At 56.5% G+C, this 24,403-nt stretch carries 23 protein-coding genes; 18 read left to right on the forward strand and 5 right to left on the reverse strand.

Translation table 11 applies throughout. The features are described 5' to 3' along the window. Positions 1 to 45 precede the first annotated feature (45 nt). The 9 genes from prfC (at position 46) to deoD (ending at position 9,572) form a co-directional block, all read left to right on the forward strand. Positions 46 to 1,635 (forward strand): peptide chain release factor 3, encoded by a 1,590-nt coding sequence (gene prfC, locus EAE_RS10775; protein ID WP_015704321.1) that lies wholly within the window; start codon positions 46 to 48, stop codon positions 1,633 to 1,635. A 217-nt stretch (positions 1,636 to 1,852) separates the two neighbouring features. Next, the gene (gene osmY, locus EAE_RS10780; RefSeq protein ID WP_015704322.1) at positions 1,853 to 2,464 is read left to right on the forward strand and encodes a molecular chaperone OsmY; all 612 of its coding nucleotides are present in this window, start codon (positions 1,853 to 1,855) and stop codon (positions 2,462 to 2,464) included. Positions 2,465 to 2,586: 122 nt separating this feature from the next. Next, positions 2,587 to 2,748 carry a DUF1328 domain-containing protein gene (locus EAE_RS10785; protein ID WP_015368384.1) on the forward strand — a complete coding sequence of 54 codons (162 nt, stop codon included), beginning with the start codon at positions 2,587 to 2,589 and terminating at the stop codon, positions 2,746 to 2,748. Positions 2,749 to 2,899: 151 nt separating this feature from the next. Then, positions 2,900 to 3,973: a patatin-like phospholipase family protein gene (locus tag EAE_RS10790; protein ID WP_015368383.1), complete on the forward strand. Its 1,074-nt coding sequence runs from the start codon at positions 2,900 to 2,902 to the stop codon at positions 3,971 to 3,973. Next, complete coding sequence (locus EAE_RS10795; protein ID WP_015704323.1) at positions 3,970 to 4,755, forward strand: metal-dependent hydrolase; 786 nt, start codon at positions 3,970 to 3,972, stop codon at positions 4,753 to 4,755. The genes EAE_RS10790 and EAE_RS10795 overlap by 4 nt, the downstream gene beginning before the upstream one ends. Positions 4,756 to 5,163: 408 nt before the next feature. Then, positions 5,164 to 5,943, forward strand: coding sequence for a deoxyribose-phosphate aldolase (gene deoC / locus EAE_RS10800; protein WP_015368381.1), 780 nt, complete (start codon positions 5,164 to 5,166; stop codon positions 5,941 to 5,943). Positions 5,944 to 6,056: 113 nt separating this feature from the next. Beyond that, positions 6,057 to 7,379, forward strand: coding sequence for a thymidine phosphorylase (gene deoA, locus EAE_RS10805; protein ID WP_015368380.1), 1,323 nt, complete (start codon positions 6,057 to 6,059; stop codon positions 7,377 to 7,379). A 52-nt stretch (positions 7,380 to 7,431) separates the two neighbouring features. Next, a complete protein-coding gene (deoB, locus tag EAE_RS10810; RefSeq protein WP_015368379.1) occupies positions 7,432 to 8,655 on the forward strand; it encodes a phosphopentomutase in 1,224 nt (407 codons plus the stop codon). Between the two features lie 197 nt (positions 8,656 to 8,852). Continuing rightward, a complete protein-coding gene (gene deoD, locus EAE_RS10815; RefSeq protein ID WP_002887789.1) occupies positions 8,853 to 9,572 on the forward strand; it encodes a purine-nucleoside phosphorylase in 720 nt (239 codons plus the stop codon). Between the two features lie 78 nt (positions 9,573 to 9,650). Here deoD and lplA read toward each other — a convergent pair whose 3' ends face one another. After that, on the reverse strand, positions 9,651 to 10,667 hold the full coding sequence (gene lplA / locus EAE_RS10820; protein WP_015368378.1) for a lipoate--protein ligase: 1,017 nt from the start codon (positions 10,665 to 10,667) through the stop codon (positions 9,651 to 9,653). 17 nt (positions 10,668 to 10,684) lie between these two features. Next, a complete protein-coding gene (locus EAE_RS10825; protein WP_015368377.1) occupies positions 10,685 to 11,317 on the reverse strand; it encodes a YtjB family periplasmic protein in 633 nt (210 codons plus the stop codon). 104 nt (positions 11,318 to 11,421) lie between these two features. Between EAE_RS10825 and serB the strand changes: the two genes are divergently transcribed. The 3 genes from serB to nadR all read left to right on the forward strand — a co-directional run bounded on the left by serB (position 11,422) and on the right by nadR (position 15,085). After that, the gene (gene serB, locus EAE_RS10830; protein WP_015704324.1) at positions 11,422 to 12,393 is read left to right on the forward strand and encodes a phosphoserine phosphatase; all 972 of its coding nucleotides are present in this window, start codon (positions 11,422 to 11,424) and stop codon (positions 12,391 to 12,393) included. A gap of 9 nt (positions 12,394 to 12,402) precedes the next feature. Further along, the gene (gene radA / locus EAE_RS10835; RefSeq protein ID WP_015368375.1) at positions 12,403 to 13,785 is read left to right on the forward strand and encodes a DNA repair protein RadA; all 1,383 of its coding nucleotides are present in this window, start codon (positions 12,403 to 12,405) and stop codon (positions 13,783 to 13,785) included. A gap of 67 nt (positions 13,786 to 13,852) precedes the next feature. After that, positions 13,853 to 15,085, forward strand: a complete 1,233-nt coding sequence (nadR, locus tag EAE_RS10840) for a multifunctional transcriptional regulator/nicotinamide-nucleotide adenylyltransferase/ribosylnicotinamide kinase NadR (RefSeq protein ID WP_015368374.1) — start codon at positions 13,853 to 13,855, stop codon at positions 15,083 to 15,085. Between the two features lie 97 nt (positions 15,086 to 15,182). Here nadR and ettA read toward each other — a convergent pair whose 3' ends face one another. Next, positions 15,183 to 16,850, reverse strand: coding sequence for an energy-dependent translational throttle protein EttA (ettA, locus tag EAE_RS10845; protein ID WP_015704325.1), 1,668 nt, complete (start codon positions 16,848 to 16,850; stop codon positions 15,183 to 15,185). A gap of 219 nt (positions 16,851 to 17,069) precedes the next feature. On the opposite strand from ettA, the gene sltY reads away from it, so the two are divergent. Together sltY and trpR are read left to right on the forward strand one after the other, a co-directional pair. Next, entirely contained in the window at positions 17,070 to 19,007 is a 1,938-nt protein-coding gene (gene sltY, locus EAE_RS10850) for a murein transglycosylase (RefSeq protein ID WP_015704326.1), read from the forward strand. A gap of 87 nt (positions 19,008 to 19,094) precedes the next feature. Next, positions 19,095 to 19,421 (forward strand): trp operon repressor, encoded by a 327-nt coding sequence (trpR, locus tag EAE_RS10855; protein ID WP_015368371.1) that lies wholly within the window; start codon positions 19,095 to 19,097, stop codon positions 19,419 to 19,421. Here the strand turns inward: trpR and yjjX are convergent. After that, a complete protein-coding gene (yjjX, locus tag EAE_RS10860) occupies positions 19,408 to 19,923 on the reverse strand; it encodes an inosine/xanthosine triphosphatase (RefSeq protein WP_015704327.1) in 516 nt (171 codons plus the stop codon). The two genes, trpR and yjjX, sit on opposite strands and share 14 nt — an antisense overlap. A 113-nt stretch (positions 19,924 to 20,036) precedes the next feature. On the opposite strand from yjjX, the gene gpmB reads away from it, so the two are divergent. Beyond that, positions 20,037 to 20,684 (forward strand): 2,3-diphosphoglycerate-dependent phosphoglycerate mutase GpmB, encoded by a 648-nt coding sequence (gene gpmB, locus EAE_RS10865; RefSeq protein WP_015704328.1) that lies wholly within the window; start codon positions 20,037 to 20,039, stop codon positions 20,682 to 20,684. Here the strand turns inward: gpmB and robA are convergent. Then, entirely contained in the window at positions 20,681 to 21,550 is an 870-nt protein-coding gene (robA, locus tag EAE_RS10870; protein ID WP_015704329.1) for an MDR efflux pump AcrAB transcriptional activator RobA, read from the reverse strand. The genes gpmB and robA overlap by 4 nt on opposite strands. Positions 21,551 to 21,758: 208 nt before the next feature. Between robA and creA the strand changes: the two genes are divergently transcribed. The 3 genes from creA to creC are packed head-to-tail and all read left to right on the forward strand — an operon-like array spanning position 21,759 to position 24,358. Further along, positions 21,759 to 22,232, forward strand: a complete 474-nt coding sequence (gene creA / locus EAE_RS10875; protein ID WP_020079661.1) for a protein CreA — start codon at positions 21,759 to 21,761, stop codon at positions 22,230 to 22,232. 12 nt (positions 22,233 to 22,244) lie between these two features. Beyond that, positions 22,245 to 22,934 (forward strand): two-component system response regulator CreB, encoded by a 690-nt coding sequence (gene creB, locus EAE_RS10880; protein ID WP_015368366.1) that lies wholly within the window; start codon positions 22,245 to 22,247, stop codon positions 22,932 to 22,934. Beyond that, positions 22,934 to 24,358 (forward strand): two-component system sensor histidine kinase CreC, encoded by a 1,425-nt coding sequence (creC, locus tag EAE_RS10885; RefSeq protein WP_015704331.1) that lies wholly within the window; start codon positions 22,934 to 22,936, stop codon positions 24,356 to 24,358. The genes creB and creC overlap by 1 nt, the downstream gene beginning before the upstream one ends. Positions 24,359 to 24,403 lie beyond the last annotated feature (45 nt).

The raw sequence follows: 24,403 nt of genomic DNA on the forward strand, positions 1-24,403 counted from the left end.
TCCACATGCGCGGCCCATTGCCGCGTTTACTTAGAAGATTGAATTATGACGTTGTCTCCTTATCTGCAAGAGGTGGCTAAACGCCGCACTTTTGCCATTATTTCTCACCCGGATGCCGGTAAGACCACCATCACTGAAAAAGTGCTGCTGTTCGGACAGGCGATTCAGACCGCAGGTACCGTGAAGGGCCGTGGTTCCAGCCAGCATGCTAAATCCGACTGGATGGAAATGGAAAAGCAGCGTGGGATCTCGATTACCACCTCGGTGATGCAGTTCCCGTACCATGACAGCCTGGTTAACCTGCTGGATACCCCGGGGCACGAAGACTTCTCCGAAGATACTTACCGTACCCTGACGGCGGTTGACTGCTGTCTGATGGTTATCGATGCGGCGAAAGGCGTCGAAGATCGTACCCGCAAGCTGATGGAAGTTACCCGTCTGCGCGATACGCCGATCCTCACCTTTATGAACAAACTCGACCGTGATATCCGCGATCCGATGGAATTGCTGGATGAAGTCGAAAATGAGCTGAAAATCGGCTGCGCGCCGATTACCTGGCCTATCGGCTGCGGCAAGCTGTTTAAAGGGGTTTATCATCTTTATAAAGATGAAACTTACCTCTATCAGACCGGTAAAGGGCACACCATTCAGGAAGTGCGCGTGGTTAAGGGGTTGAATAACCCTGAACTCGATGCCGCGGTGGGCGACGATTTGGCGCAGCAGCTGCGCGATGAACTGGAACTGGTGCAGGGCGCTTCGAACGAGTTCGATAAAGAACTGTTCCTGGCGGGCGAAATTACTCCGGTGTTCTTCGGGACCGCATTAGGCAACTTCGGCGTGGATCATATGCTGGATGGCCTGGTGGAGTGGGCGCCGGCGCCGATGCCGCGTAACACTGATACCCGTGAAGTGACGGCTACAGAAGAGAAATTCACCGGCTTCGTGTTTAAGATTCAGGCCAACATGGACCCGAAACACCGCGACCGCGTGGCCTTTATGCGCGTGGTTTCCGGCAAATACGAGAAAGGCATGAAGCTGCGTCAGGTGCGTATCGGCAAAGACGTGGTGATTTCCGACGCGCTGACCTTTATGGCGGGCGATCGTTCGCACGTTGAAGAAGCCTACCCTGGCGATATTATCGGTCTGCATAACCACGGCACCATTCAGATTGGCGACACCTTTACCCAGGGCGAAATGATGAAGTTCACCGGTATTCCGAACTTCGCGCCGGAACTGTTCCGTCGTATTCGCCTGAAAGATCCGCTGAAGCAGAAACAGCTGCTGAAAGGGCTGGTACAGCTGTCTGAAGAGGGTGCGGTACAGGTCTTCCGTCCGATCGCTAATAACGATCTGATCGTTGGCGCCGTCGGCGTGCTGCAGTTTGACGTGGTGGTAGCGCGTCTGAAAAGCGAATACAACGTTGAAGCGATTTACGAATCCGTTAACGTGGCCACCGCGCGTTGGGTTGAATCGACAGACGTGAAGAAATTCGAAGAGTTTAAGCGTAAGAACGAAGTTCAGCTGGCGCTGGATGGCGGCGATAATCTGACCTATATCGCCCCGACGATGGTGAACCTGAACCTGACGCAAGAGCGTTACCCTGACGTGGTGTTCCGCAAAACCCGCGAGCACTAATGCCTCTCTGGAGCGCGGCGACGCTGCGCTCCAGCCTGTTTTACCCGTCTCTCTCCTTACCATAGAAAGTTCTTAAATCTGCGCGAATCGTAGCTTTTTTATTCAAACCCTCCGCCGCATCTCCGCTCATCTACTATATTTATTAAGCACTTTTCAGAAACCTGGCTGAATAAACAGCCATGTGTTTTACCAAAGCAGACATCGTGAGGGCATACCAATGACCAGACTAAAGAGCGCCAGGCTATTGCTGCCTCTCTTCTTAGGCTCAGCGTTGATAAGCGCCTCGACCTATGCGGAAACCACCGTCACAGATAGCGCCAAGGCTGCCGCGACCAGCGCCGGAGACAGCGTCGATAAATCGATCAACAAGGTTGGCGATTTTATGGATGACAGCACGATCACCGCCCGTGTCAAAGCGGCGCTGATCGATGACAAAAGGATCCGTAGTACCGATATCTCGGTGAAAACGGAAAACAAAGTGGTGACCTTAAGCGGAACGGTGGAGAGCGCTGAGCAAAAATCACAGGCCGTTAGCGCGGCGAAAGGCGTCGAAGGGGTGAGTTCGGTAAGCGATAAGCTGACCGTGGCGGGTGAAAAATCGGCAAGCCTGAAGGGCTATGCTGGCGACACCGCTATCACCAGCGAAGTCAAAGCCAAACTGCTCGCGGACGATATCGTTCCGTCGCGTAAGGTGACGGTTGAAACCAGTGACGGGGTCGTTCATCTCTCCGGAACCCTGGAATCGAGCAAGCAGGTCGATCGCGCGGCAGACATTGCCAAAGCGGTTACCGGTGTTAAGAGCGTGAAGAACGATCTTAAAGTGCAGTAAGGGTATTTATTAAAAGATATCGCCAGCGGCGAGACCGCTGAGCGAGTTGTACGCAGGGTTGATGTATGCGCGGCCTGAGCGCGCAGAAAAGCGACCGTTAATCATATGGTAAGGAGAACAGTATGTTTAGATGGGGCATTATTTTTCTGATCATCGCGTTAATTGCCGCCGCATTGGGTTTTGGTGGTCTGGCGGGTACCGCGGCGTGGGCGGCTAAAATCGTCTTTGTTGTCGGTATTATCATTTTCCTGGTCAGCCTGTTTACCGGGCGAAAACGACCCTAGAGGCGATGTGCCGAAAGGCGTGAATCAATAACCGCGCAGTGATGACATAACGTCTTACATAAAGCCAGTCAATGTGACTGGCTTTTGCGGTTTCAGGGGACGACAATTTGCGTTACTTTAATGACAGAAAATAGACAAACAGGAAAGCAGGGTGGGGCAACGCATTCCCGTGACGTTGGGCAATATCGCCCCGTTAGCGGTAAAACCCTTCCGTCCAGGCAAATTGGCTCTGGTGTGTGAAGGCGGTGGTCAGAGAGGTATTTTCACAGCCGGGGTTCTGGACGAATTCATGCGCGCTGGATTTAACCCTTTCGACCTGATGCTCGGCACTTCCGCTGGCGCGCAAAACATCTCCGCTTATATCTGTAATCAGCAGGGCTACGCCCGTAAAGTCATTACGCGTTACACCACCTCGCGGCAATTTTTTGACCCGATGCGCTTCGTACGCGGCGGCAATCTTATCGATCTCGATTGGCTGGTCGATTCCACTGCACAACAAATGCCGCTGGCGATGAACTATGCCGAGGAGCAGTTCGCGCTAGGTAAAGAGTTGTGGATGTGCGCCTGCCGCGGTGACGACTACACGGCAAACTATTTTTCCCCTACCCGCCAGACCTGGCTTGATCTGATCCGCGCCTCCAGCGCCATTCCAGGTTTTTACCGTAGCGGTGTCCTGCTGGATGGCGTGAACTACCTCGATGGCGGCGTCAGCGACGCGATCCCTGTGCAGGAGGCGGCGCGCCGCGGCGCGCAGACTATTGTGGTTATCCGTACCGTCCCTTCGCAGATGTTCTACACTCCGCAGTGGTTTAAACGGATGGAGCGCTGGCTGGGGGAAAGCAGTTTGCAGCCTTTTGTGAACCTGGTACAGCACCACGAAACCACCTATCGCGCGACGCAGCAGTTTATTGAAAAGCCGCCGGGTAAACTGCGGATATTCGAAATCTATCCGCAGCGGCCACTGCGCAGTATGGCGCTTGGCAGCCGTCTGCCGGCGCTGCTGGAAGATTATAAAACCGGGCGCCAGTGCGGCCGCTACTTCCTCGCCACGGTAGGGAAACTGCTGACCGAGCAACCGCCGCTGTTACGTCATGCGCCGCGTGTGGCAATGCCGACGCCGGTGGTGGTGCCGCCGCTGCCGGTAGCTAACGAAACGCCGCAACAGGCGATTATCACCGCGCCGCAGGCTAATGACCCCAGCTTTAATAACGAGGATCTGGCGTGACGTTACGCTTTATTGATACCCACTGTCATTTCGATTTTCCCCCATTTACAGAGGATGAGCCGGCGAGTATCGCACGGGCGGCGCAGGCCGGCGTTGGGCGCATAATCGTGCCGTCGATATCCGCCGCGAGCTTTGCTCGCGTGCTGGCGCTGGCGGAGCAACACGAGCCGCTGTATGCCGCGTTAGGGATGCATCCCATTGTTATCGAACAGCATGATGACCGCGGGTTAGCGCAACTGGAAAGCTATCTTGCACAGCGTCATCCGAAACTCGTGGCAGTCGGGGAGATTGGCCTCGATCTCTACCGCGACGATCCGCAATACGATCGCCAACAGGCGCTGCTGGAAGCGCAATTGCGGCTGGCAAAGCGTTACGATTTGCCGGTGATCCTGCATTCGCGCCGCACCCACGATAAGCTGGCGATGTTGCTAAAAAAACATAACCTGCCGCGCGCCGGGGTGGTGCATGGTTTTGCCGGCAGCCTGCAGCAGGCGGAACGTTTTGTACAGCTGGGCTATAAGATTGGCGTTGGCGGTACCATTACCTATCCCCGCGCCAGCAAAACTCGCGATGTTATGGCGCGTCTGCCGCTTTCTTCGCTGCTGCTGGAAACCGATGCTCCGGATATGCCGCTGAATGGTTTTCAGGGACAGCCGAACCGCCCGGAACAGGCGGCCCGCGTCTTTGACTCGCTCTGCGAACTGCGCGCGGAACCGGCGCAGGAAATTGAAGCGGCACTACTGGCGAATACCAAAAACCTCTTTACCGCGCTAACCCTCTAACGACCCACATACTGGACAACGTCGTCCCCGGCTCTGGTCGGGTGTGACAATCCCATCATTTTTTATAAATATAAAATTCATTAAGTTTCAATCAGAAAGTATATTTATGGCCAGGATTTGCACAATTTGTGCGCCATGACGTCGAGATAACTCGTTTTGATATGTTAGAATAATAACATCACCATGAACTTCGGTTTGCCGATTATGCTTAAACAGGAGATGACGGTGAGGCTGGCGGGAATTGCTGGTTAATTGTGATTTTTATCACGTTACAGTAATGCAAATTAGTAATTAGTTTTCATTAACTGTGATGAATGTCGAAGTGTAATGGCGAGCGGTTGTTACAATAGTAACAGGCTCGCAAGGTGAACAAACTATTGAACCGGCAATACGCCGTCGGAGTATGAAATGACTGATTTGAAAGCAAGCAGCCTGCGCGCGTTGAAACTGATGGATCTGACCACCCTGAACGATGACGACACCAATGAGAAGGTGATCGCTCTGTGTCATCAGGCGAAAACGCCGGTGGGCAATACCGCTGCGGTCTGCATCTACCCGCGTTTTATCCCGATTGCCCGTAAGACGCTGAACGAACAAGGAACGCCGGATATCCGCATCGCGACGGTGACTAACTTCCCGCATGGTAATGACGATATCGATATCGCGCTGGCGGAAACCCGCGCGGCAATCGCTTATGGCGCGGATGAAGTGGATGTGGTTTTCCCGTACCGCGCGCTAATCGCGGGTAACGAGCAGGTGGGTTTTGATCTGGTGAAAGCTTGTAAAGAAGCCTGTGCGGCGGCGAATGTGCTGCTGAAAGTGATCATCGAAACCGGCGAACTGAAAGAAGAAGCGCTGATTCGTAAGGCGTCTGAAATCTCTATTAAAGCGGGCGCGGATTTCATCAAAACTTCTACCGGTAAAGTGCCGGTGAATGCGACGCCGGAAAGCGCGCGCATCATGATGGAAGTGATCCGCGATATGGGCGTTGAGAAGACCGTTGGCTTCAAACCTGCCGGCGGCGTGCGTAGCGCGGAAGACGCGCAGCAGTTCCTGGCGATTGCTGATGAACTGTTCGGCGCCGACTGGGCCGATTCCCGCCACTACCGTTTCGGCGCATCCAGCCTGCTGGCTAGCCTGCTGAAAGCCCTGGGTCACGGCGACGGTAAGAGCGCCAGCAGCTACTAATCCCTTGATACGCCGGATGGTGCTGCGCTTATCCGGCCTACGAATGGATGCCTGTAGGCCGGATAAGGCGCTCGCGCCGCCATCCGGCACTTTATACTATTTGGGAGGTTACCGTGTTTCTCGCACAAGAAATTATTCGTAAAAAACGTGATGGTCATGTATTAAGCGATGAAGAAATTCGCTTTTTCATCAACGGTATCCGCGATAATACTATCTCTGAAGGACAGATCGCCGCGCTGGCGATGACCATCTTCTTCCATGATATGTCTATGCCGGAACGTGTCTCGCTGACCATGGCGATGCGGGATTCAGGAACCGTTCTCGACTGGAAAAGCCTTAACCTCAACGGCCCGATCGTCGATAAACACTCGACCGGCGGCGTGGGTGACGTCACCTCGCTGATGCTGGGGCCAATGGTTGCCGCCTGCGGCGGTTACGTACCGATGATCTCCGGGCGTGGTCTCGGCCATACCGGCGGTACGCTTGATAAACTGGAAGCGATCCCGGGTTTTGATATTTTCCCGGACGACGCGCGTTTCCGCGAAATTATTAAAGATGTCGGCGTGGCGATTATCGGGCAGACCAGCTCGCTCGCGCCGGCTGACAAACGTTTCTATGCCACCCGCGATATTACCGCGACGGTGGATTCCATCCCGCTGATTACCGCGTCTATTCTGGCCAAGAAACTGGCGGAAGGTCTGGACGCGCTGGTGATGGACGTTAAAGTCGGCAGCGGCGCCTTTATGCCGACTTATGAGCTTTCAGAAGCGCTTGCCGAAGCTATCGTTGGCGTCTCTAACGGCGCCGGCGTGCGCACGACCGCACTGTTAACGGATATGAACCAGGTGCTGGCCTCCAGCGCGGGTAACGCCGTTGAAGTTCGCGAAGCGGTACAGTTCCTGACCGGCGAATACCGCAACCCGCGCCTGTACGACGTCACCATGGCGCTGTGCGTGGAAATGCTGATTTCCGGCAAGCTGGCGGCGGATGACGCCGAGGCGCGCGCGAAATTGCAGGCGGTGCTGGATAACGGTAAAGCGGCGGAAGTCTTTGGCCGCATGGTGGCGGCGCAGAAGGGGCCGAGCGACTTTGTCGAAAACTATGCGAAATACCTGCCGACGGCAATGCTGAGCAAAGCGGTCTATGCTGAAGGCGCCGGATTTGTCTCTGAAATGGATACCCGCGCGCTGGGGATGGCGGTGGTGTCGATGGGCGGCGGTCGTCGCCAGGCTTCCGATACTATTGACTACAGCGTTGGCTTTACCGATATGGCGCGCCTTGGCGATAAAGTTGATGGCGAACGTCCGCTGGCGGTGATTCATGCGAAAGATGAATCGAGCTGGCAGGAAGCGGCCAAAGCCGTGAAAGCGGCAATAAAATTGGACGCCCACGCCCCAGAAATTACACCGACGGTCTATCGCCGTATCACCAAGTAGCGATATACTGATCTGATCGCTTTTTTGCAGCGCATGATGTATGGAGAACAAGATGAAACGTGCATTTATTATGGTGCTGGACTCCTTTGGGATTGGCGCAACGGAAGACGCTGACCGCTTTGGCGATGTTGGCGCCGATACCCTGGGCCACATTGCGGAAGCCTGCGCCAAAGGTGAAGCTGACAATGGTCGTAAAGGCCCGTTGAATTTACCTAACCTGACCCGTCTGGGTCTGGTGAAAGCGCATGAAGGTTCTACCGGTAAAATTGCCGCCGGTATGGACGGTAATGCCGAAGTCGTTGGTGCCTATGCCTGGGCGCATGAACTCTCTTCTGGTAAAGATACGCCGTCTGGCCACTGGGAAATCGCCGGCGTGCCGGTGCTGTTTGACTGGGGCTACTTCAGCGACCACGAGAACAGCTTCCCGCAGGAACTGCTGGATAAACTGGTTAAGCGCGCGAACCTGCCGGGCTACCTCGGCAATTGCCACTCTTCCGGTACCGTGATTCTGGACCAACTGGGTGAAGAGCATATGAAAACCGGGAAACCGATTTTCTATACCTCTGCTGACTCGGTGTTCCAGATCGCCTGTCACGAAGAGACTTTCGGCCTCGACAAGCTGTATGAGCTGTGCGAAATCGCCCGTGAAGAGCTGACCGAAGGCGGCTATAACATTGGCCGCGTGATTGCTCGTCCGTTTGTTGGCGACAAAGCCGGTAACTTCCAGCGTACCGGTAACCGTCACGATCTGGCGGTCGAGCCGCCGGCGCCGACCGTGCTGCAGAAGCTGGTCGACGAGAAAAACGGCCACGTGGTTTCCGTGGGTAAAATCGCCGACATCTACGCCAACTGCGGCATCACTAAGAAAGTGAAAGCCACCGGGCTGGACGCGTTGTTCGACGCGACCATCAAAGAGATGAAGGAAGCGGGCGACGAGACTATCGTCTTCACTAACTTCGTCGATTTTGACTCCTCCTGGGGCCACCGTCGCGACGTCGCTGGCTACGCGGCGGGTCTGGAGCTGTTCGACCGTCGTCTGCCGGAGCTGATGGAGCTGGTTGGGGAAGACGACATTCTGATCCTCACCGCCGACCACGGCTGCGACCCGACCTGGACCGGTACCGACCACACCCGCGAACACATTCCGGTGCTGGTGTACGGCCCGAAAGTGAAGCCGGGTTCGTTAGGCCACCGCGAAACTTTCGCCGATATCGGCCAGACGCTGGCGACATACTTTGGTACGTCGCCAATGGAATACGGTAAAAACATGCTGTGATACCCGTTGTCTTTCGCGCTGTAGATGCGTTGACTTCATTCGCTCACCCCGGTCACATAGTTAATCTATGCTCCCGGGGATTCACGAATTCGTCGCCTTCCTACAACGCGAAATCCTTAGGGTATTTGAATACGTTTTGTAGGCCTGATAAGGCGTAGCCGCCATCAGGCCCGAACAATTTATATAAGGATAAAACGATGGCCACCCCACACATTAACGCAGAAATGGGCGATTTTGCTGACGTAGTTTTGATGCCGGGCGACCCGCTGCGCGCGAAGCACATTGCAGAAACCTTCCTCGAAGACGTGCGTGAAGTGAACAACGTGCGCGGCATGCTGGGCTTCACCGGTACCTACAAAGGCCGCAAAATCTCCGTGATGGGCCACGGTATGGGGATCCCATCCTGCTCTATCTACACTAAAGAGCTGATCACCGATTTCGGCGTGAAGAAAATCATCCGCGTCGGCTCCTGCGGTGCGGTACGTGAAGATGTCAAACTGCGTGATGTGGTTATCGGCATGGGCGCGTGCACCGACTCTAAAGTCAACCGTCTGCGTTTCAAAGACCACGACTTCGCGGCGATTGCCGATTTCGGCATGGTGCGTAACGCGGTAGACGCGGCGAAGGCGCTGGGCGTTGACGCGCGCGTTGGCAACATCTTCTCCGCTGACCTGTTCTATACGCCGGACCCGTCCATGTTCGACGTGATGGAAAAATACGGCATTTTGGGCGTGGAAATGGAAGCGGCCGGCATTTATGGCGTAGCGGCTGAGTTCGGTGCGAAAGCGCTGACCATCTGCACCGTTTCCGATCATATCCGCACTCACGAGCAGACCACTGCCGCTGAGCGTCAGACCACCTTCAACGATATGATCAAAATCGCGCTGGAATCCGTACTGCTGGGTGATAAAGAGTAAGACCTGTTGTGCCGGGTGGCGGCTTCGCCTGACCCGGCCTACGGTTTCCAGGCCCGCTAAGCGCAGCGGGCTTTTTTATTAGCGCACCGCGCCGGCCAGCCACGCCGACAGTTCTTTCAGTTCCGCTTCCTGCTCAGGGTAATCGGCGAGCAGCGCCTCACACTGCTGCTGTAATATTTCCGCCCGATACTGACAACCGACTAATCGTGCCGCCAACGCCTCGAGCGGCGCCGGGTTCAGGCTATCGGTAAAAGCCTGGGCGCGGGTGATATGGCCCTTCTCGACGTCAAAATGCAGCTCGACGCCGCCCCAGCGAAAGCGCTCATCCAGCAGGTGGGAGAAAGCGGGCGCCTGGCCGAAGTTCCACTCCCAGCTGCTCTGGCGGGCGAAGGTCTCGGCAAAATTCGGCAGATCCGGCGTGTTGTCCGGCGAAATGACTTCCGCCTCTACCCGTTCGCCGTAATGGCTGAAAAATGCCTCCTGAATGGCTTCGCAAATCTGCTGATGGGTAATGCCCGGTAGGAGTTCAACCAGGTTCGCTACGCGCCCGCGTACCGAGGTTATGCCCTTGGCCTGCAGCTTTTTTTTGTCCGGATTAAGATAGTTGGCGAGACGGCTTAAGTCGGCGTTTAGCAGCAGGGTGCCATGATGAAAACCGCGGTCCATCGTTTCGCGATAGGCGGATCCGGAAACCTTGCGGTCGCCATTGTCGGTTTTCACGACCAGATCGTTGCGCCCGGAAGCCTCGGCGGTCACGCCAAGCGAATTCAACGCCGCGAGCACGATAGCGGTAGAAACGGTTTTGTCGTATTCCGGTTTGCCCGCCATAAAGGTAAAGCAGGTATTGCCGAGGTCGTGGAATACCGCGCCGCCGCCGCTGCTGCGCCGGGCCAGCCGGACGTGGTCCTCTTCCATGCGCCGGGTATTGCACTCCTTCCACGGGTTCTGCGCGCGGCCAATCACCACGGTGTCGGCGTTGCGCCACAGAAACAGCACCCGTTGGGTGGCCGGCATCTGGCGGAAAATACACTCCTCGACCGCGAGGTTAAACCAGGGGTCGTAGGAATCGGAGAGCAACAGGCGGAGCGTCGGCATAGGATATCCTTGTCTGATTAATCTTTATCTTCGTCCTGGACGGGCTTATTGGCGGTGAGCAGGAAGGGCGATTGCTGCCAGCGGGTACGTTTGCCCTGCAGCAACGTACGGGTCAGCACCACGCCGATGGCCAGCGACAACAGCAGCATCAGGCGTAAGATATTGGTGGTATTATCCACCTGTTTCGCCTCGGTGGCCAACGTGTGGGTATCCAGCGTCAGGCGCAGATAGCCGACCGGACCGTTTTTGCCGAGGATCGGCTCGACGATTTGCTGGTTAAAGTAGCCGCCGGCTTTTTTGCCGTCCAGCGCCAGGCGGTCGCGTACATCGACGCTTTCGCCGGAGCGGGCCACCAAATCGCCCTGTTCATCATATACCCCGGCATCGAGCACCCGGCTTTTATCCGTCAGCTGTTCCAGCAGGCGGGTAATGCGCTTTTCGTCGGGCGTTTCGCTGCGCATCAGCGGCGCCAGGTTCAGCGTAACCTGCTGTGCCAGCGTTCGCGCCAGCTCTTCCAACTGCGGATTACGCTGCTTTTGGCTATTCTGACTGAACCACGAGGCGCCCTGCATCAGCGCGACGAGAAGCGCGAGACAGATCAGAACAATGACGGCGCGATGCAGTCGGAATTTCAGTTTTGCTCGTACCATATTCCACCTTTGAAAATTTGCAGCTTAATGTTGCCAGAAGCGCTGGTTACAAGGTAGCCTCATGCGTTATTTTCCTCGCCTGAATGAAGAGATGTGGAGCCGTAATGCCTAACAGTTTGACCTGGTGCGACCTGCCCGAAGATGTTTCCTTGTGGCCTGGGTTGCCGCTTTCCCTAAGCGGCGACGAGGTCATGCCGCTGGATTATCACGCCGGGCGCAGCGGCTGGCTGCTGTATGGTCGCGGTCTCGATAAACGTCGGCTGACGGCGTGGCAGCGCGAGCTCGGCGCGGCGCTGGTTATCGTCTCTTCCTGGGTCGTGGAAGACTATCAGGTGATTCGCCTGGCGGGTTCGCTGACGCAGCGCGCCACGCGCCTGGCCCACGAGGCCGGGCTGGACGTCGCGCCGCTGGGCAAAATCCCGCATCTGCGCACGCCGGGCCTGTTGGTGATGGATATGGACTCCACGGCGATTCAGATCGAATGTATCGATGAAATTGCTAAGCTTGCCGGCACCGGCGAGCTGGTTTCGGAAGTGACCGAACGCGCGATGCGCGGCGAGCTCGACTTCACCGCCAGCCTGCGCCAGCGCGTCGCCACCCTGAAAGACGCCGACGCGAACATCCTGCTGCAGGTGCGGGAAGCGCTGCCGCTGATGCCGGGGCTGACGCAACTGGTGCTGAAGCTGGAAACGCTGGGCTGGAAGGTAGCCATCGCCTCCGGCGGCTTTACCTTCTTTGCCGAATACCTGCGCGATAAGCTGCATCTCGACGCGGTATTCGCCAACGAGCTGGAAATCATGGACGGCAAGCTCACCGGCAACGTTATCGGCGACATTGTCGATGCCAAATATAAAGCCAATACTCTGCGTAAACTGGCGGAAAAATATGAGATTCCGCCGGCGCAAACCGTGGCGATTGGCGATGGCGCCAACGATCTGCCGATGATTAAGGCGGCAGGTCTCGGCATTGCCTATCATGCGAAACCAAAAGTCAATGAACAGGCGGAAGTCACCATCCGCCACGCTGACCTGATGGGGGTATTCTGTATTCTCTCCGGCAGCATGAATCAAAAGTAAGAGGTTAACGTGGCGAAAGCTCCAAAACGCGCATTTGTCTGTAATGAATGTGGTGCGGATTATCCGCGCTGGCAGGGGCAGTGCAGCGCCTGCCATGCCTGGAATACCATCACCGAGATGCGCATCGCCGCCTCGCCGCAGGTGGCGAGAAACGAGCGTCTGTCAGGCTACGCCGGTAATGCCGGCGTGTCGAAGGTACAGAAGCTGTCGGAGATAAGCCTGGAGGCGCTGCCGCGTTTCTCCACCGGATTTAAAGAGTTCGACCGCGTGCTCGGCGGCGGCGTGGTACCGGGTAGCGCCATTCTAATCGGCGGCAACCCCGGCGCCGGGAAATCGACGCTGCTGCTGCAAACGCTCTGCAAGCTGGCGGAAGGAATGAAAACGCTGTACGTCACCGGGGAAGAATCCCTGCAGCAGGTCGCGATGCGCGCGCATCGTCTCGGGCTGCCGACGGCGAACCTGAATATGCTCTCGGAGACCAGCATCGAGCAAATTTGCCAGATTGCCGATGAAGAAAAGCCGCAGCTGATGGTCATCGACTCCATCCAGGTGATGCATATGGCTGATGTCCAGTCGTCGCCGGGGAGCGTGGCCCAGGTACGTGAAACCGCGGCCTATTTGACGCGCTTTGCCAAAACTCGCGGCGTGGCGATTGTGATGGTCGGCCACGTCACCAAAGATGGCTCGCTGGCCGGTCCGAAAGTACTGGAACACTGTATTGACTGTTCGGTGCTGCTGGACGGCGATGCCGATTCCCGTTTCCGCACGTTGCGCAGCCATAAAAACCGCTTTGGCGCGGTCAACGAACTCGGCGTCTTCGCGATGACCGAGCAGGGCCTGCGCGAAGTCAGCAACCCCTCCGCCATCTTCCTCAGCCGCGGCGATGAAGTTACCTCTGGCAGCTCGGTCATGGTGGTATGGGAAGGCACCCGCCCGCTGCTGGTTGAGATTCAGGCGCTGGTCGATCACTCGATGATGTCTAATCCGCGTCGCGTAGCGGTAGGCCTGGAACAGAACCGTCTGGCGATCCTGCTGGCGGTGCTGCACCGTCATGGCGGCCTGCAGATGGCCGATCAGGACGTCTTCGTCAACGTGGTTGGCGGGGTCAAAGTCACTGAAACCAGCGCCGACCTGGCGCTGCTGCTGGCGATGGTCTCGAGCCTGCGCGATCGTCCGTTGCCGCAGGATCTGGTGGTTTTTGGCGAAGTCGGATTAGCCGGTGAAATTCGTCCGGTGCCAAGCGGCCAGGAGCGCATTTCCGAGGCGGCGAAACATGGGTTCCGTCGCGCCATCGTACCAGCGGCCAATGTGCCCAAAAAAGCGCCGGAAGGGATGCAAATCTTTGGCGTGAAAAAACTGGCCGATGCGCTGAGCGTTTTTGACGACTTATAATGATACCCGTCATACTTCAGGGTATGACGGGTAGCAAACCCGAGTTTGCAGGAGGCACGCATAAACTATGTCGTCATTCGACTATCTGAAAAACGCCATTAAGCAAAAGGGTTGTACGCTGCAGCAGGTGGCGGAAGCCAGCGGGATGACCAAAGGTTATCTCAGTCAGCTATTAAACGCGAAAATCAAAAGCCCGAGCGCCCAGAAGCTTGAAGCGTTACATCGCTTCCTCGGCCTTGAATTCCCGCGCAAACAAAAAAGCGTCGGGGTGGTTTTTGGTAAATTTTATCCGCTGCATACCGGGCATATTTACCTGATTCAGCGCGCCTGTAGCCAGGTCGATGAGCTTCATATCATCATGGGCTATGACGACACTCGTGACCGCGAGCTGTTCGAAGAGAGCGCCATGTCGCAACAGCCGACGGTTCCCGATCGTCTGCGCTGGCTGCTGCAAACCTTTAAATATCAAAAAAACATTCGCATCCATGCCTTCAATGAAGAGGGGATGGAGCCGTACCCGCACGGCTGGGATGTCTGGAGCCGTGGGATCCGCGCCTTCATGAGTGAAAAGGGAATCGAGCCAAACTGGATTTATACCTCGGAAGAGGCCGATGCGCCGCAGTATCTGGAACATCTGGGGATCGAAACCGTGCTTATCGATCCGAAGCGAACCTTCATGAGTATCAGCGGCGGCCAGATCCGCGAAAACCCGTTCCGCTATTGGGAATATATTCCGACTGAGGTAAAGCCGTTCTTTGTGCGTACGGTGGCGATCCTCGGCGGCGAGTCGAGCGGTAAATCGACGCTGGTGAATAAGCTCGCCAATATCTTCAATACTACCAGCGCCTGGGAGTATGGCCGCGATTACGTCTTCTCACACCTCGGCGGCGATGAAATGGCGTTGCAGTATTCCGATTACGATAAAATCGCGCTGGGGCACGCACAGTACATTGATTTCGCGGTGAAATACGCCAATAAGGTGGCGTTTATCGATACCGACTTCGTCAGCACTCAGGCCTTCTGCCTGAAGTACGAAGGCCGCGAACATCCGTTCGTGCAGGCGTTAATCGATGAATATCGCTTTGATCTGGTGATCCTGCTGGAAAACAACACGCCGTGGGTAGCCGATGGGTTGCGTAGCCTCGGCAGTTCGGTAGATCGCAAAGAGTTTCAGACGCTGCTGGTGTCGCTGCTGAAAGAAAACGAGATCGAATTTGTCCACGTGGAAGAGTCGGACTACGACGCCCGGTTCCTGCGCTGCGTTGAGCTGGTGAAGCAGTTGATGGGCGAGCAGGGGTAGGCTTTTTGCCGGATGGCGGCGTGAACGCCTTATCCGGCCTACAAGTGCTACACGCCTGGTAGGCCGGATAAGCGTAGCGCCATCCGGCACTTACAGATTACTTGGCAATGCGTTTGTACTTGATACGCTTCGGTTCCAGTGCATCGGCGCCGAGGGTGCGTTTCTTGTACTCTTCGTACTCGGTAAAGTTACCTTCGAAGAACTCAACTTTACCTTCATCCTGGTAATCCAGAATGTGGGTCGCGATACGGTCAAGGAACCAGCGGTCGTGCGAGATAACCATGGCGCAACCCGGGAACTCCAGCAGGGCGTTTTCCAGCGCGCGCAGGGTTTCGATATCCAGGTCGTTGGTTGGTTCATCGAGCAGCAGGACGTTACCGCCGACCTGCAACAGCTTCGCCAGGTGCAGACGACCACGCTCACCACCGGACAGTTCGCCAACGCGTTTGCCCTGGTCGACGCCTTTGAAGTTAAAGCGGCCAACGTAGGCGCGGCTTGGCATCTCGGTGTTGCCGATCTTCATGATATCCAGTCCGCCGGACACTTCTTCCCAAACGGTTTTGCTGTTGTCCATCGCGTCGCGGAACTGATCGACGGAAGCCAGTTTAACGGTTTCACCCAGCGTGATGGTGCCGGAATCAGGCTGTTCCTGGCCGGACATCATGCGGAACAGGGTGGATTTACCCGCGCCGTTCGGACCGATGATACCAACGATAGCGCCTTTCGGTACGGAGAAGCTCAGATCGTCAATCAGTACGCGGTCGCCGTAAGATTTGCGCAGATTGCTGACTTCCAGAACTTTATCGCCCAGACGCGCTCCTGGCGGAATGAACAGTTCGTTGGTCTCGTTACGTTTCTGGTATTCGACGTTGTTAAGCTCTTCAAAGCGCGCCAGACGGGCTTTGCCCTTAGACTGACGGCCTTTCGCGCCCTGGCGAACCCACTCGAGTTCTTTCTCGATAGATTTGCGGCGTGCGGCTTCCTGAGAAGCTTCTTGCGCCAGACGCTGATCTTTCTGCTCCAGCCAGGAGGAGTAGTTGCCTTCCCACGGAATACCTTCGCCGCGGTCAAGTTCGAGGATCCAGCCGGCGACGTTATCGAGGAAGTAACGGTCGTGGGTAATCGCCACCACTGTGCCTTCGAAATCGTGCAGGAAGCGTTCCAGCCAGGCGACGGACTCGGCGTCGAGGTGGTTGGTCGGTTCGTCGAGCAGCAGCATGTCTGGTTTTTCCAGCAGCAGACGGCACAGCGCGACGCGGCGGCGTTCACCACCGGAAAGAGTGGCGATTTTCGCATCCCAGTCCGGCAGGCGCAGGGCATCGGCCGCACGCTCCAGCTGTACGTTCAGGTTATGGCCGTCGTGCGCCTGGATGATCTCTTCGAACTTGCCCTGTTGCGCGGCAAGCTTATCGAAGTCGGCATCCGGCTCGGCGTATTTGGCATAAACTTCGTCCAGGCCTTTCAGCGCGTTAACCACTTCGGCGACCGCTTCTTCAACGGATTCGCGCACGGTGTGCTCCGGATTCAGCTGCGGCTCCTGCGGCAGGTAGCCGATTTTGATACCGGGCTGCGGGCGCGCTTCACCTTCGATCTCGGTGTCGATACCGGCCATGATGCGCAGCAGGGTAGATTTACCGGCGCCGTTCAGACCGAGAACACCGATTTTCGCGCCAGGGAAGAAACTGAGGGAGATATTTTTCAAAATATGACGTTTCGGCGGAACCACTTTGCCGACACGATGCATGGTATAAACGAATTGAGCCACGTTGGACTTCGCCTCTTTCTATTCTGATAGATAGTTCAAAGGCGAAGTGTAGCCTTTTTCGCGCGGTAATCCCAGCGAGGCGACAGGATTCACAGAAGCGTAAAAAAATGTTCAGGACATGGCATGTTTTCAGTTGTCTGATTAGCATAACTAAGCAATACCTGAATTTTTTGAAGCGGCACGATGCCGCGGTGATGCACCAAACTAGAGGAAGAGCTTGTGGAAAAAGCCAAAACTACGGCATGGTGTCTTCTGGCTGCCGGCGTGAGTCTGCTGACGCTAAGCCAGCTGGCGCATGCGGATTCACTGGATGAACAGCGCAGCCGCTATGCTCAAATTAAACAGGCGTGGGACAACCGCCAGATGGATGTCGTCAACCAGTTGATGCCCACGCTCAGCAGCTATCCGCTGTATCCCTACCTGCAATATCGACAAATTACCGATGACCTGATGAACCAGCCGCCGCTGGTGGTCACTAATTTCATTGCGGCGAACCCGACCTTACCGGCGGCGCGTTCGCTGAAATCACGCTTTGTTAATGAGCTGGCGCGGCGCACCGACTGGCGCGGCTTACTGGCGTTCAGCCCGGATAAACCGGCGACAACCGAAGCGCAGTGTAACTACTACTACGCCAAACTCAGCGTCGGCCAATCGCAGGAAGCCTGGAGCGGGGCGAAAGAGCTGTGGCTAACCGGCAAGAGCCAGCCAAATGCCTGCGATCCGCTGTTCAGCGCGTGGCGCGATTCCGGGCAGCAGGATCCGCTGGCCTATCTCGAACGAATTCGTCTGGCGATGAAGGCAGGCAATACCAGTCTGGTCCGCGTGCTTGCTCAGCAGATGCCGTCAAACTATCAGAGCATCTCTTCGGCGGTGGTGGCGTTGGCCAACGATCCCAATAGCGTGATGACCTTTGCCCGCACCACCGGGGCCACCGACTTTACCCGCCAGATGGCGGCGGTCGCTTTTGCCAGCGTCGCGCGTCAGGATGTAGAAAACGCTCGTCTGATGATCCCGTCGCTGGTGCAGGCGCAGCAGTTGAATGAGGATCAAACCCAGGAGCTGCGCGATATTGTCGCCTGGCGCCTGATGGGCACCGATGTGACCGAAGCGCAGGCGGAGTGGCGCGATGACGCCATCATGCGTTCGCAATCAACCTCGCTTGTGGAACGCCGGGTTCGTATGGCGCTCGGCAACGGCGATCGTCATGGGCTGAACACCTGGCTGGCGCGTCTGCCGATGGAGGCGAAAGAAAAAGACGAGTGGCGCTACTGGCAGGCGGATCTGCTGCTGGAGCGCGGGCGCGATGACGAAGCGAAGACGATCCTGCATTCGCTGATGCAGCAGCGCGGCTTCTATCCGATGGTTGCTGCTCAACGTCTGGGCGAAGAGTACACCTTCCGCATTGATAAAGCCTCCGGCACTATCGACCCGGCGCTGGCCTCTGGCCCTGAGATGGCGCGCGTTCGCGAGCTGATGTACTGGAACATGGACAACACCGCGCGCAGCGAATGGGCGAACCTGGTGAGCAGCCGGACCAAATCGCAACAGGCGCAGCTGGCGCGTTACGCGTTTGATCAACACTGGTGGGATCTCAGCGTGCAGGCGACGATCGCGGGTAAATTGTGGGATCAACTGGAAGAGCGCTTCCCGCTGGCGTACAACGATCTGTTCGCGCGTTACATTAGCGGCAAAGATATTCCGCAGAGCTACGCGATGGCGATTGCGCGTCAGGAGAGCGCCTGGAACCCGAAAGTGCGTTCACCGGTCGGCGCCAGTGGCTTGATGCAGATTATGCCGGGCACCGCGACGCATACCGTCAGCATGTTCAGCATCCCTGGTTATAGCGGCCCGTCTCAGCTGCTGGATCCGGAAACCAATATCAACATTGGTACCAGCTACCTGCAGTACGTCTACCAGCAGTTCGGCAATAACCGCATTTACGCTTCCGCCGCCTATAACGCCGGGCCAGGACGCGTACGCACCTGGCAGGGCAATAGCGCCGGGCGCATCGATGCGGTGGCATTTATCGAGAGTATTCCGTTCTCGGAAACCCGCGGGTACGTAAAAAACGTCCTCTCTTACGATGCCTATTACCGCTACTTTATGGGCAAGCAGGATAACTTGCTGAGCGACGCCGAATGGCGACAGCGTTACTGATCGTCCGTAAGTATGTTATTCTTTGTACTCGTTGATGAGTACATTCGACGGGCAGCCTGGCTGCCCGTCTCAACATGGCGACGTAACATGACCCAACAATCTCCCTATTCAGCGGCAGTGGCCGAACAACGTCATCAGGAGTGGCTGCGCTTTGTGGCGCTACTGCAGCAGGCCTACGCCGAAGATCTTCACCTGCCGTTACTACAGCTGATGCTGACGCCCGACGAGCGCGAAGCGCTGGGCACCCGGGTGCGTATTATTGAAGAGCTGCTGCGCGGCGAGATGAGCCAGCGCGAGCTGAAAAACGAACTCGGCGCCGGTATTGCCACGATTACTCGCGGCTCAAATAGCCTGAAATCGGCACCGGTAGAGCTACGCCAGTGGCTGGAACAGACGCTGCTTAACGATAAATAGCGTTATGGAATGGGCTGAGCGCCAGCACTACCGCCTGATGGTAGACGCTGCTGCGCGTCAGCTTACCCGCGGTAAAGACGCCGATAGCGCCCTCTTTGCGGCCAATCTGGTCGATCCCGGTATGTTGCGACATGACCGGCCCCAGCGCTTCTCCGGCGCGAACCTGCGCAAGGATCGCCTCCGGCAGCGGTAGGGTTGCCGAGCGCGCTTCGCCACGCTGCTGCCGGCTCTCAATCACTACCCAACTGAAGGTGCTGCCTTCGTCGATCCCGGCTTCGATCGCCACCCAAAAATCGGCTTCCGGCTGTGCGATCCGGGCATTAGCGACGCGATTTCGTGCGCCAGCCCGCGTTTCCTCGCTGCCGAAGGGTTGTTCCGGCACGCCGCTCTCGACGGCGACGGACTCAATATGGCAGGATCCTTCGCCGAAGATCTCGTTAAAAGCCTGCAGAATTGCCTGAATTTTGGCGGGATTAGTGGTAGCTGAGACAACATGGTGCATAATCAAAACAACTCAGAATTAATTAACGTCATCGCAGTATACTCTAAATCACTCTGGCGGCAGCCGATCGCGCTGCTCGTTGAATGATGAAGGGTTCAGAACGGAAAATAAGCATGTTACAGGTATACCTTGTTCGCCACGGTGAAACGCAGTGGAACGCCGAGCGACGTATTCAAGGCCAGTCCGATAGTCCGCTGACCGCTCACGGTGAGCGCCAGGCATGGCAGGTTGGCGAGCGCGCCAGAACGCTGGGGATTACCCATATTATCGCCAGCGACCTCGGCCGTACCCGCCGCACGGCAGAAATTATCGCCGAAGCCTGCGGTTGCGGCGTGGTCACCGATTCACGCCTGCGCGAACTGGATATGGGGGTGCTGGAGAAGCGACATATCGACTCGCTTAGCGAAGAAGAGGAGGGCTGGCGCCGTCAGCTGGTCAACGGTACGCCGGATGGCCGCATTCCGCAGGGCGAATCCATGCAGGAGCTGAGCGAGCGTATGCGCGCGGCGCTATCATCCTGTCTGGAGTTACCGCCAGGGAGCCGGCCGCTGCTGGTGAGTCATGGGATGGCGCTGGGCTGTCTGGTGAGCACGATCCTCGGACTGCCTGCTTATGCGGAGCGTCGTTTGCGCCTGCGCAACTGTTCGATTTCACGTGTTGATTACCAGCAGAGCCCGTGGCTGGCGTCAGGATGGGTGGTGGAGACTGCGGGGGACGTTTCGCATCTCGATGCCCCCGCGATGGACGAACTGCAGCGTTAGCGACGAATCGGAATCAGGTACTCGCAGCGCAGCTGAATTGGCGTGGCCTGGTTCCGGTTATCATCTTCCGGATAGAAGCGTTCAATATCCAGGCCCTTACGGCGGGTGAGGTTGAGCATCGGCATACAGGTGCCGTACACCGTCAGGATAAACTCCTGCAGCCCGGTACCTAACCCTTCGTAGGTGAACATCACGTACTCGCCGCCTTCCAGAATCACCGGATGGGAATTATGCAGGTGGCCGTTCGCCAGCTCTGGCGTCAGCGCGGTGGTGTAGAACACCTCCTGCTCGTCATCTTTTTCCAGGCTTGGACGCGGTTCATGCAGGCCGTACAGCGTCGGCGGAATGCTGGGCGCGTTACCGAGGAATTCGCGCCAGAACTGAACGCGCATCTGGTTACGGAATTCAGAAATCTCTTCCAGCTTACAGGTATAGCTTTGGGTCACGCCGACCAGTTGCGTGGTGCTCAGGGTCACGAATTCATGCGTCGGCATGGTAAATTCACCGAGGCGCAGCGGCGGACGCATCCCAAACGAGCTCCAGTCCGCAGAACGGCGATAGAGCGCGGGGGTCAGGTTAAACTGTTTTTTAAAGGCGCGGGTAAACGTCTGCTGAGAATCGAAGCGGTACTGTAGCGCGATGTCGAGGATCGGACGTGCGGTCAGGCGTAGCGCAACGGCGGATTTTGACAGGCGACGTGCGCGAATATAGGCACCGATAGCTTGACCCGTGACGTCTTTAAACATACGTTGCAAATGCCACTTGGAATAACCTGCCTTCGCCGCCACATTATCCAACGAGAGGGGCTGATCCAGGTGACCTTCCAGCCAGCTCAGGAGATCGCGAATAATCCCAGCTTGATCCATAAAATGTCCCCATCCTTTAAACTCAGGTACCTATATTAAGGTAGCGGATAATAGCATTTTTTGATGTTTTAGCATTCAGTGTTTTTTTTGCTTTTAAATGCGATTATCTGGTGGATATCGTTAGTAATTTTGTAAAGCTGTGATCTTTAAACCTTTTCCACAGCGTTTGTGATTATCACGCAGCGGAATTTTAAGAAATGGTAACAATATGAAATACAAGAAGTTAGTAGCAGGGTTGTTCTTACTGGCGGCGGGCCAACTGGCGCACGCCGAGCAAATTGGCTCCGTCGATACGGTATTTAAATGGCTGGGGCCGGATCACAAAATCGTGGTCGAAGCCTTCGACGATCCCGATGTACAGAACGTCACCTGCTATATCAGCCGGGCGAAAACCGGCGGTATTAAAGGCGGGTTGGGACTGGCGGAAGATACCTCAGACGCCGCCATCTCCTGTCAGCAGGTCGGGCCGATTGAGCTGACGGACAAGATCAAAAACGGCAAAAGTCAGGGCGATGTCGTGTTCCAGAAACGTACCTCGCTGGTGTTCAAAAAACTGCAGGTCGTTCGCTTTTATGATGCCAAACGCAACGCGCTGGTCTATCTGACCTATTCGGATAAAGTGGTCGACGGCTCGCCGAAGAATGCCATCAGCGCCGTGCCAATCATGCCCTGGAATAAATAAACGGGAGTCGCAATGCAACAGCCACGGATTTGGTTAGTTGAGGATGAACAGAGTATCGCCGATACCCTTGTTTACATGCTGCAGCAGGAAGGATTCGACGTGACCGTTTTCGGACGCGGGTTGCCCGCGCTTGATGCGGCGCTGCATCAGATCCCGGATTTAGCGATCCTCGACGTTGGTTTGCCCGATATTAGCGGCTTTGAACTATGCCGACGACTGCTGGCGCGCCATCCGGCATTGCCGCTATTGTTTCTGACCGCACGCAGCGAAGAGGTTGATAAGCTGCTGGGACTGGAAATTGGCGCTGATGACTACATCGCCAAACCATTTTCGCCGCGCGAAGTTTGCGCGCGGGTGCGTACTGTTCTGCGTCGGCTACAGAAATTTTCAGCTCCTTCGCCGGTGGTGCGCGTTGGCGAGTTCCTGCTGGATGAGCAGGCGATGGCGATAAGCTGGTTTGGCCAACCGTTGAATCTGACGCGTTACGAATTCCTGCTGCTGAAAACCCTAATCAACGCCCCCGGCCGCGTATTCTCCCGCCAGCAGCTTATGGAACTGGTGTGGAGCGATGCCTACGAGAGTATCGATCGCACCGTCGATACCCATATCAAGACCCTGCGCGCCAAGCTGCGGGCGGTGAATCCGAATGTTAACCCTATTAATACGCATCGCGGTTTGGGCTATAGCCTGGGAGGCTGTTGATGCGTATCGGGATGCGCCTGCTGCTGGGTTATTTTTTGATTGTCGCCATTGCCGCGTGGTTTGTGCTCTCAATATTTGTGCAGGAAGTCAAACCGGGCGTGCGTCGGGCAACGGAAGGCACGCTTAACGATACCGCAACGCTACTGGCGGCGCTGGCTCGTGATGACCTGCTTTCGGCAAACCCGCAGCAAGGGCGGTTGGCGCAGGCGTTTCAGTCGCTTAATCAGCAGCCCATCAACGCCAATATCAGCGGTATCAGGAAAATGCGCAATGAGTATCGCGTCTATCTGACGGATGCTCAGGGAAAGGTGGTGTTTGACTCCAGCGGGCAGGCGGTGGGCCAGGATTATTCGCGCTGGAACGACGTCTGGCTGACCCTACGCGGCCAGTACGGCGCGCGCAGCACGCGCAGCGATCCTGATGATGATAATAGCTCAGTCATGTACATTGCCGCACCGGTAATGGATAACGGCCGTATCATCGGCGTGGTGAGCGTCGGCAAACCTAATCTGGCCATGACGCCGGTGATTAAACGCAGCGAGCGGCGGATCCTGTGGGCTGGCGGCGCGTTGTTGGGGATCGCTTTACTGATCGGCGGCGGGATCGTCTGGTGGATTAACTTCTCAATTGGCAAACTGGTTCGTTACGCCGATTCGGTGACCGCCGAGCGTCCGTTACCTCTACCGAACGTCGGTAGTCGCGAGCTAAGCAAGCTGGCGCAGGCGCTGGAGAGCATGCGCGTGAAGCTTGAAGGCAAAAACGCGATTGAAAACTATGTCTACGATCTCACGCATGAACTCAAAAGCCCTCTGGCGGCCATTCGCGGCGCGGCGGAGATCCTGAGCGAGGCGCCGCCGCCCGAGATCGCCGCGCGTTTCACCGCCAATATTCTTGCGCAGAATACGCGCATGCAACTGCTGGTGGAAAAACTGCTGCAGCAGGCGCGGCTGGAAAATCGTCTGGAGATAACGCCGCAGTTGGTTTCGGTTGATGCGCTTTTCCAACGTCTGGCGGAAGACCGCGACATTGCGCTGACGGCGAAGGCCATCACCTTACGCTGGCAGGAGAGCGGGGTAACGGTGAATGGCGATAGCGAACTACTGGGGCAGGCGCTGGGCAATCTTATCGACAATGCGATTGACTTTACCCCGTACGGCGGTGAAATTTCCCTGGCGGTAGAGATGCGTAATGAAGAGGCGTGGTTGAGCGTCAAGGATAACGGTAGCGGAATTCCTGATTTTGCGCTGGAGCGCATCTTTGAACGCTTTTACTCGCTGCCGCGGGATGACGGCCATAAAAGCAGTGGTCTTGGCCTGGCGTTTGTTCGTGAAGTCGCGCGTCTACATCAGGGCGATATTAGTTTGCACAATCGCCCTGAAGGCGGCGTGGTCGCGACGCTACATCTTCACCGTCCCTTCACATAACTTCAAACACACTGCACATAGCCCCCTTACAGTGAGCCCATCACG

Source organism: Klebsiella aerogenes KCTC 2190 (assembly GCF_000215745.1).
GTDB classification, from domain to species: Bacteria; Pseudomonadota; Gammaproteobacteria; order Enterobacterales; family Enterobacteriaceae; genus Klebsiella; species Klebsiella aerogenes.

Bases quoted from the DNA above. Each gene is read 5' to 3' on its own strand.
- prfC (WP_015704321.1), top strand. From the start codon at position 46: ATGACGTTGTCTCCTTATCTGCAAGAGGTGGCTAAACGCCGCACTTTT.
- osmY (WP_015704322.1), top strand. From the start codon at position 1,853: ATGACCAGACTAAAGAGCGCCAGGCTATTGCTGCCTCTCTTCTTAGGC.
- EAE_RS10785 (WP_015368384.1), top strand. From the start codon at position 2,587: ATGTTTAGATGGGGCATTATTTTTCTGATCATCGCGTTAATTGCCGCC.
- deoC (WP_015368381.1), top strand. From the start codon at position 5,164: ATGACTGATTTGAAAGCAAGCAGCCTGCGCGCGTTGAAACTGATGGAT.
- deoB (WP_015368379.1), top strand. From the start codon at position 7,432: ATGAAACGTGCATTTATTATGGTGCTGGACTCCTTTGGGATTGGCGCA.
- deoD (WP_002887789.1), top strand. From the start codon at position 8,853: ATGGCCACCCCACACATTAACGCAGAAATGGGCGATTTTGCTGACGTA.
- lplA (WP_015368378.1), bottom strand. From the start codon at position 10,667: ATGCCGACGCTCCGCCTGTTGCTCTCCGATTCCTACGACCCCTGGTTT.
- EAE_RS10825 (WP_015368377.1), bottom strand. From the start codon at position 11,317: ATGGTACGAGCAAAACTGAAATTCCGACTGCATCGCGCCGTCATTGTT.
- serB (WP_015704324.1), top strand. From the start codon at position 11,422: ATGCCTAACAGTTTGACCTGGTGCGACCTGCCCGAAGATGTTTCCTTG.
- nadR (WP_015368374.1), top strand. From the start codon at position 13,853: ATGTCGTCATTCGACTATCTGAAAAACGCCATTAAGCAAAAGGGTTGT.
- trpR (WP_015368371.1), top strand. From the start codon at position 19,095: ATGACCCAACAATCTCCCTATTCAGCGGCAGTGGCCGAACAACGTCAT.
- yjjX (WP_015704327.1), bottom strand. From the start codon at position 19,923: ATGCACCATGTTGTCTCAGCTACCACTAATCCCGCCAAAATTCAGGCA.
- gpmB (WP_015704328.1), top strand. From the start codon at position 20,037: ATGTTACAGGTATACCTTGTTCGCCACGGTGAAACGCAGTGGAACGCC.
- robA (WP_015704329.1), bottom strand. From the start codon at position 21,550: ATGGATCAAGCTGGGATTATTCGCGATCTCCTGAGCTGGCTGGAAGGT.
- creA (WP_020079661.1), top strand. From the start codon at position 21,759: ATGAAATACAAGAAGTTAGTAGCAGGGTTGTTCTTACTGGCGGCGGGC.
- creB (WP_015368366.1), top strand. From the start codon at position 22,245: ATGCAACAGCCACGGATTTGGTTAGTTGAGGATGAACAGAGTATCGCC.
- creC (WP_015704331.1), top strand. From the start codon at position 22,934: ATGCGTATCGGGATGCGCCTGCTGCTGGGTTATTTTTTGATTGTCGCC.